This is a genomic window from Streptomyces sp. NPDC002513, from assembly GCF_053595355.1.
In genome coordinates this window covers 1-6838 of the sequence record NZ_JBSFXK010000117.1, presented here as the reverse complement: position 1 = coordinate 6838, position 6838 = coordinate 1, and the positions used below count along the sequence as shown (strand labels likewise).

General features: G+C 69.6%; 6 protein-coding genes and 1 pseudogene. 5 read left to right on the top strand and 2 right to left on the bottom strand.

All coding sequences use genetic code 11. The annotated features are described in order from the left end of the window. The first annotated feature begins 250 nt into the window (after positions 1-250). Both ACWD5Q_RS34815 and ACWD5Q_RS34810 read left to right on the top strand, forming a co-directional pair. The gene (locus tag ACWD5Q_RS34815) at positions 251-1192 is read left to right on the top strand and encodes an aminoglycoside phosphotransferase family protein (RefSeq protein WP_451431075.1); all 942 of its coding nucleotides are present in this window, start codon (positions 251-253) and stop codon (positions 1190-1192) included. 165 nt (positions 1193-1357) lie between these two features. Then, entirely contained in the window at positions 1358-2194 is an 837-nt protein-coding gene (locus ACWD5Q_RS34810; RefSeq protein WP_451431074.1) for a hypothetical protein, read from the top strand. A gap of 16 nt (positions 2195-2210) precedes the next feature. On the opposite strand, the gene ACWD5Q_RS34805 is transcribed toward ACWD5Q_RS34810, so the two are convergent. Together ACWD5Q_RS34805 and ACWD5Q_RS34800 are read right to left on the bottom strand one after the other, a co-directional pair. Then, positions 2211-3425 (bottom strand): AI-2E family transporter, encoded by a 1215-nt coding sequence (locus ACWD5Q_RS34805; protein WP_451431073.1) that lies wholly within the window; start codon positions 3423-3425, stop codon positions 2211-2213. Positions 3426-3485: 60 nt separating this feature from the next. Continuing rightward, positions 3486-3680 carry a DUF3046 domain-containing protein gene (locus ACWD5Q_RS34800; RefSeq protein ID WP_451431072.1) on the bottom strand — a complete coding sequence of 65 codons (195 nt, stop codon included), beginning with the start codon at positions 3678-3680 and terminating at the stop codon, positions 3486-3488. A gap of 80 nt (positions 3681-3760) precedes the next feature. On the opposite strand from ACWD5Q_RS34800, the pseudogene ACWD5Q_RS34795 reads away from it, so the two are divergent. The 3 genes and pseudogenes from ACWD5Q_RS34795 to ACWD5Q_RS34785 all read left to right on the top strand — a co-directional run. Further along, positions 3761-4123: pseudogene (locus ACWD5Q_RS34795) on the top strand (hypothetical protein); the annotation flags it as partial. Positions 4124-4125: 2 nt separating this feature from the next. Continuing rightward, on the top strand, positions 4126-4620 hold the full coding sequence (locus ACWD5Q_RS34790) for a hypothetical protein (RefSeq protein ID WP_451431071.1): 495 nt from the start codon (positions 4126-4128) through the stop codon (positions 4618-4620). Then, positions 4617-6776: a transposase gene (locus ACWD5Q_RS34785; RefSeq protein ID WP_451431070.1), complete on the top strand. Its 2160-nt coding sequence runs from the start codon at positions 4617-4619 to the stop codon at positions 6774-6776. The genes ACWD5Q_RS34790 and ACWD5Q_RS34785 overlap by 4 nt, the downstream gene beginning before the upstream one ends. The last annotated feature ends 62 nt before the right edge of the window (positions 6777-6838 follow it).

The window sequence follows — 6838 nt, the reverse complement described above, 5'->3', positions numbered from 1 at the left end:
TCCGTAGCCTGATCCGCCAGGCATGGACGACCCACCGCTGGGACGACCGCCCGAACCGCCGCCCATGAGCGCACGCCTATCTGCGCGGCCTCTAACTCGGGCACTTCTCCATGAAAACCCTGTCGAAATCCCCGTGGAGAGCCGAACCGGAGGCTCCATAAGAATGGATGTTCGATTTTCATGTCAAGCGCACCGCGTGCATCTCCGAGCCTACGGTCGCCGATGTCCCGCGCCACTAAAGTGGCTCCGCATGACCCACACCGAGATCGAGATCACCGCGGAACTGGTCCGGGATCTGCTGCACGACCAGCACCCCGACCTGGCCGGTCTCCCTTTGGAGCTCGGCGCACGCGGCTGGGACAACCAGGTGTGGCGGCTCGGCGACGACCTCGCCGTCCGGCTGCCCTGGGCGACGCTGTCCGCGGACGCGCTGCTGCGCAAAGAGCACGAGTGGCTTCCCGCTCTCGCCCCGCGTCTTCCCTTGCCGGTCCCCGTCCCGCAGCGCCTCAGCGAGCCCTCCGAGCGGTTTCCGCGGCCTTGGATCGTCACCACCTGGGTGCCGGGAACGCCCGCCGACCGCGTCCCCGCCACGCGCGCCGCGGAGGCAGCCGACACCTTGGCCGCCTTCCTGACCGCTCTTCACCGGCCTGCCCCCGAAGGGGCGCCGACCGGCCGCGACCGCGGGGGCCCGCTGGCCGACCATGCCGAGCCGTTCACCCGGGCGCTGGCCTCGGCCACCGAGCTGGGGCTGCTCCCCGACCCGGACGCCGTCCGTGCCGTCTGGGAGGACGCCGTCGCCGCGCCCGACTGGACGGGGCCGGCGCTGTGGCTCCATGGCGACCTGCATCCGGCCAACATCCTCACCGCGGACGGCACCTTCTGCGGCGTGATCGACTTCGGCGACCTCTGCGTGGGCGATCCGGCCTGCGACCTCGCCGCCGCGTGGATACTGCTGCCGGACGGCGCCGCCGACCGTTTCCACGCCGCCTATCAGCCGGTCCCGGACCCGGCGGCCCTTCGCCGCGCCCGCGGCTGGGCGGTACTGAAAGCCCTCGCCTGCATCTTCATCGGAGAGGCAGGCGTCCACGGTCGTCCGGGCGGCAAACGCACCTGGGGCCCACCCGGCCACGCCGCGCTGCGACGCCTCACCCAGACGGTCCACCGCCCCGGCTCCCCAGCGCCAAAGAAGTGACCTGCGTCACTCAAACCTCAATGACACTCCTCACCCTTCGCGACACGGGACAGCTGCCCGAGAAGGCCGGTGCCCGGCCGGGGCGGAGGGCTACTTCCCGGGGCGTACGGCAGGAGTCTCCGGCGGTACGACGACCCTGCAGCCCAACACCTCGACGCTGTCCCCATGGACCGACCAGGAATCCGCATGCCCGCCGCCACCGCCCGGCCGGCCGGCACCGCCGCCGTCCCCGTCCCCGCCCGCCTGACGAGCGCCGTGTGGCGCGCCGCCCGCCCCGGTGAACGCCTCTGTCTCGCGACCGGCACCGCCCTCGTGCTGTCGGGGCTGGCGCATCTGCTGGTGTTCGCCGTCGACGGCGGCCCCTGGGACGGTCCCGTCTCCTGGCGCAAGCCCGTCACGTTCGGGCTCTCGTTCGGGCTGACGCTGATCGCGGTCACCTGGGTGACCTCGTACCTGCGCATCGGTGCGCGGCCGCGCACCGCGCTGCTCGTCGTCCTCGCCGCCGACTGCGTCGTGGAGGTCGCCGGGATCACCCTCCAGGCGTGGCGTCGCGTGCCTTCGCACCTCAACACCACCACGCCCTTCGACACCGGGGTCGCGATGACGCTCGCGGTGGGCGGCGGCGTCCTGGTCGTCGTGCTCTCGGCGTTCGCCGCGGCCGCGTTCCGGCACCGGCCCGACGGCCCCTCGGGCATGCCGCTCGCGCTGCGCTCCGGCTTCGCGATCCTGATGGTGGCGCTGCTGTCGGGGGCGGTGATGATCGCGCGCGGGGTCGTGCTGTCCCGCACCGGGCATCAGCAGGCGGCGTACCACTCGACGGCGCCGCTCAAGCCCCTGCACGGCGTCAGCCTGCACGCTGTGCTGGTGCTGCCCGCGCTGGCCTGGCTGCTGTCCCGCACCGCCTGGAGCGCCGCCGCGAAGCGGCGCCTCCTGCGCGCGGCGGTCGGCGCCTACACCGCCGCCGTGCTCGGCGCGGGAGTCTGGGCGGCGCTCACCTGGTGAGTCCCGGCTGCGGCGCTCAGCGGAGGAAGTGCCGCCGCAGACGCACGGCGACGCTTCCGGAGCCACGGGCCCGGTGCCCCTGGACCCGCGGGTCGTCCGTGACGGCGTACCGCTTCACATACGCCCCCAGGAACGCCTGCAGTGTCGCCACCGCGGGGATGGCGATCAGCGCGCCGACCGCGCCGAGCAGCGCGGTGCCCGCGATGACCGACCCGAAGGCGACCGCGGGATGGATGTCCACGGACCGCGCGGTCAGCTTGGGCTGCAGCATGTAGTTCTCGAACTGCTGGTAGATCACGACGAAGACCAGCACCCACACCGCGTACCAGGGGGCCACGGTGAAGGCGATCAGCATCGGAAGGGCGCCCGCGAGATAGGTGCCGATGGTGGGGATGAACTGCGAGACCAGGCCGACCCAGACGGCGAGCACGGGCGCGTACGGAATACCCAGCGCTTCCAGCAGGACGTAGTGCGCTATGCCTGATATGAGCGCCATCAGGCCGCGCGAGTACAGATAGCCGCCCGTCTTGTCGACCGCGATCTCCCAGGCACGCAGCACCTCGGCCTGCCGGGCGGGCGGCAGCACCGAGCACAGCGCGCGCCGCAGCCGCGGCCCGTCGGCGGCGAAGTAGAACGAGAACAGCCCGACCGTCAGCAGTCGGAAGAGGCCGCCCAGCACCTGCGCGGAGACGTCCAGCACACCGCTGGCGCTGTTCTGGACGTACTTTCTCAGCCAGTCGGAGTGGACCAGGCTGTCCTGGACGTCCACCCGTCTGAGCTGGGTGTGGAACGTCATGTTGATCCAGTTGATCACGGAGTCGAGGTAGGCCGGGAAGCCCTCGACCATCCTGACGATCTGCCCCGCGAGCATCGAGCCGAGCAGCGTCACGAACCCGGCCACGGCGATCGTCAGACCGAGGAAGACCAGGAAGGTGGCCAGCCCCCGGCGCATGCCACGGGAGGCCATCCAGCTCACCGCGGGCTCGATGGCGAGCGCCAGGAAGAACGCGATGAGGATGTTGATCAGCAGGCTGGTGAGCTGGTGGAACGCCCAGCTGCCGAACTGGAACACGGCGATGAGGGCGAGCGCCAGCACCATGGCGCGCGGCAGCCAGCGCGGCATGCGGACACCCGGCACGGCGCCCTCACCCACCGGGGGCCCGTCGGGCCGGGGCGTGCCGAAGGGCGATTCCTGCTGAGCGACCTGTGCGGTCTCGTCTGTCGGGGCCACGGAGCAAGTCTCCCCGACGCGACCGACAGTCGGGGACCACCTGCGGATCTTCGTTCGCCTTCAGCGCTTCTCGTGCGGAATGTTCATGGCCCCGCACACCACACGCCACACGTCCTTGGCCTCCCAGCCGGCGTCCAGCGCCTGGTGCACCGTGCGACCGCCCAACTCCGTCATCACGTGGTCGCGCGCGAAGGTATCGGCGTACCCCTCACCGAAGTGATCCGCCATCCGCTGCCAGAAGACCGTCAACCGCATGACTCCAGTATCCAGCCCCTGAGAGTGGGCCCTGTCCGGGACCGCTTGCCAGGACCGCTTTCCGTCCTACGGTCTGACCCATGGCCGAAACCGGAGCATCCCCACTCCCCGCTGCGCACCCGGCGCACACCCCGCTCTCCCGCGCCGAGCAGTTCGTCTGGCTCACCGCGCGCGTGCTGGAGCAGCGCCGCTTCGCCTACCACTTCCTGGGCGGCGCCGACCCCGTGGAGACCGCCCTGGCCGCCCACCGCAATGAGGACGAGGGGTACGGTCACGCCCTCGAACCCGATCTGCGGGGTCCGGTCAGCCAGCCCCTGCACACCGCGCACGCGCTGCGCGTCCTGGACTCGATCGGGCGGTGCGGCGGACAGCGCATCGAGCGCGTGTGCCGTTACCTGACCGCCGTGTCGACGCCGGACGGTGCCCTCTCCGCAAGCGGGCCGACGTGACGTACGACCAGGCCAAGGCGCGGGGAATCGTCGAGCAGTCGATCCGTAAGGAGGCCGCGGCGAAGAACCGCCCGGCGGACCTCATCAACATCGCGCTGGAGAAAGTGGTGGAGGCCGGGCTGGAGCTGCCAGGGTTCTCGACCTTCGACAAGATGGCCTCGAAGATCCGCACCGAGGTGAACGCCTCGACCTGTACGGGCATCCACGACCGCATGAAGCCTGCTCAGCGGGCGGGGCTCATGCGGCTGCTGGAGGACCGAGACAGCGACGGGACGACGCTGTTCAACCGGCTGAAGAAGCCCGCCAAGGGCCCGACCTGGTCGCACTTCAAGAACCTGACCGAGCGTCTGGAATGGCTGGACGAGCTGGGCGACACCGATGTGTGGATGGAGGGGGTCGCCGCGGGGAAGGTCACCGACTTCGCCGGGGAGGCGGACGCGGCGGATGCCTCGGAGCTGCGGGACTTCGTCCCCGTAAGGCCGCGGCCATGACCGCCGAGGTCCGTCAGGCCCTGGAGGGTCTGGACGAGGAGGCGTCGGTGGACGAAATCGCGACGCGGCTGGAGGGCAGGCTCTCCTCGGCGGTCCTCTCCCTGGTGAAGGCCCAGGTGGTGCAGGCCGGCGGGTTCGGCGCGGTCACCCGCGCGGTAGACGGCTTCGGTGGCTTCGCGAAGCAGTACGAGCAGATCGAGAAGGTCTCCGCCCATCACGGCAACTTCTGGGAAGTGCTGCTGTACGGGCAGATCGGCCGGGACCGGGCGGTGATGTTCGACCTGGCCGACAACGACAAGCTGAAGTTCAGCGCGACCAGCGAGGACAGCCGGGTGCTGGACGCCCTCGCGCACGCCCAGCGGCACCAGGCGGCCCGCGGCGAGTACATCACCGCCTTCAACGAGGAGGGAAAGGAGGTCGACATCTCCTTCGCCACCCGGAACTGGCGCAAGGCCGTCCTCGACAAGACCCGGACCGGGCAGTTCGTGCGCAAGCACTTCGAGGCGATGGTCTTCACCGCGCTCGCCGAGGAACTGCGCACCGGCGACGTCGCGGTGGTCGGCTTGGAGGAGTACGCCGACTGGTCCGAGCAGCTGCTGGCCTGGGAGGTCGTCCAGGAGACGCTGGGGTCCTACCTGGTGGAGGTCGGCCTCGCCGAGGCGGGCGAGAGCGCCGAGTTCGACGCGAAGTTCTTCCGCCGGCAGCTGGAGGACAAGCTGCGCGGCGCCGCCGCGGCGGCCGACGCCGAGTATCCGGAGAACGACGGCCTGGTCATCGATCCGGAGACGGGCATCCCGTCGCTGAAGGCGTTCCGGGCTGACGGCCAGCGGCCCTCGGCGAAGCGGCTGGAGCAGGAGATCAAGGCGAGGATGCCAGAGCGTTCCCTGATGGGGATCGTGGCCCGGACCGCGTACTGGGTGGAGTGGTGGCGCCGTTTCGGCCCGCCGTCCGGCAACGAGCCTAAGCTCACCGACCCCTTGGGCCGCTACGTGATCGTCACGTTCGTCAAGGGCACCAACATGGGCCCGTACGAGGCCGCCCGGCACATCCCCGGCGTGAGCGGGCACGAGCTGTCGTACGTCGCCAACAAGCACTTCTCGATCGTGCTGCTGAACGAGGCGATCGCCGACCTGGTGAACGCGCACGCCCGCCTCGACATCTCGCAGGCGTGGGGCGACGGGACCGCCGTCGCGGCGGACGGCACCCACATGGACACGTATCTCGACAAGCTGCTGTCCAAGACGAGCGTGAGGTACGGCAAGCCGGGCGGGATCGCCTACCACCACGTCTCGGACACCTACATCGCGCTGTTCACGCACTTCATCCCGTGCGGGGTGTGGGAGGCCGTCTACATCATCGAGGGTCTGCTGAAGAACTCCAGCGAGGTGCAGCCGACCACCGTGCACGCGGATACGCAGGGTCAGAGCTTCCCGGTCTTTGCGCTCGCTCACCTGCTGGGCTTCGACCTGATGCCCAGAATCAGGAACTGGAAGGAACTGACCTTCTACCGATCCTCCAAGCGGAGCGAGTACGTACACATCGACGCCCTGTTCGGCGAGCCGGGCAAGGACGTCATCGACTTCGACCTGATCGAGTCCCAGTTCCGCCACCTGATGCGGGTGGCCGTCTCCGTACGCGAGGGCACCATCTCCTCCTCCACACTGCTCAAGCGCCTGCGTTCCGGGTCGCGGAAGAACGCCACCTACGCGGCCTTCCGTGAGGTCGGCCGCGTGATCCGCACCGTCCAGCTTCTGCGCTACCTCTCCGACGCGCCGCTGCGCCGACGGGTGACCGCGGCGACCAACAAGGTCGAGTCGTTCAACCGGTTCTCCCAGTGGATCGGCTTCGGCAACCGCGGCGTCATCGCCGACAACGACCCCATCGAGCAGGAGAAGGCGATGAAGTTCAACGCCCTGCTCACGAACGCAGTGATCTTCCACAACGCCCTGGACATCGCGGAGATCGTGCGCCAGCTCCTTGAGGAGGGATGGGAGATCGACCCGGAAGACCTGGCGCACATCTCGCCGTACCTGACCGAGCACATCAACCGGTTCGGCGAGTACAGCACCCACGAACTCGGTATCCAGCCCGACGCGTACGACGCGAAGCTCGACGTCGACTTCACCCTGGGTATTCAGCGGAATTGGGTGATCTGACGCCCCGGTAGTAGAAAGGTGCCGCTGACCTGCAAGGATGCGAGTGTCTACGTCGTATCCGC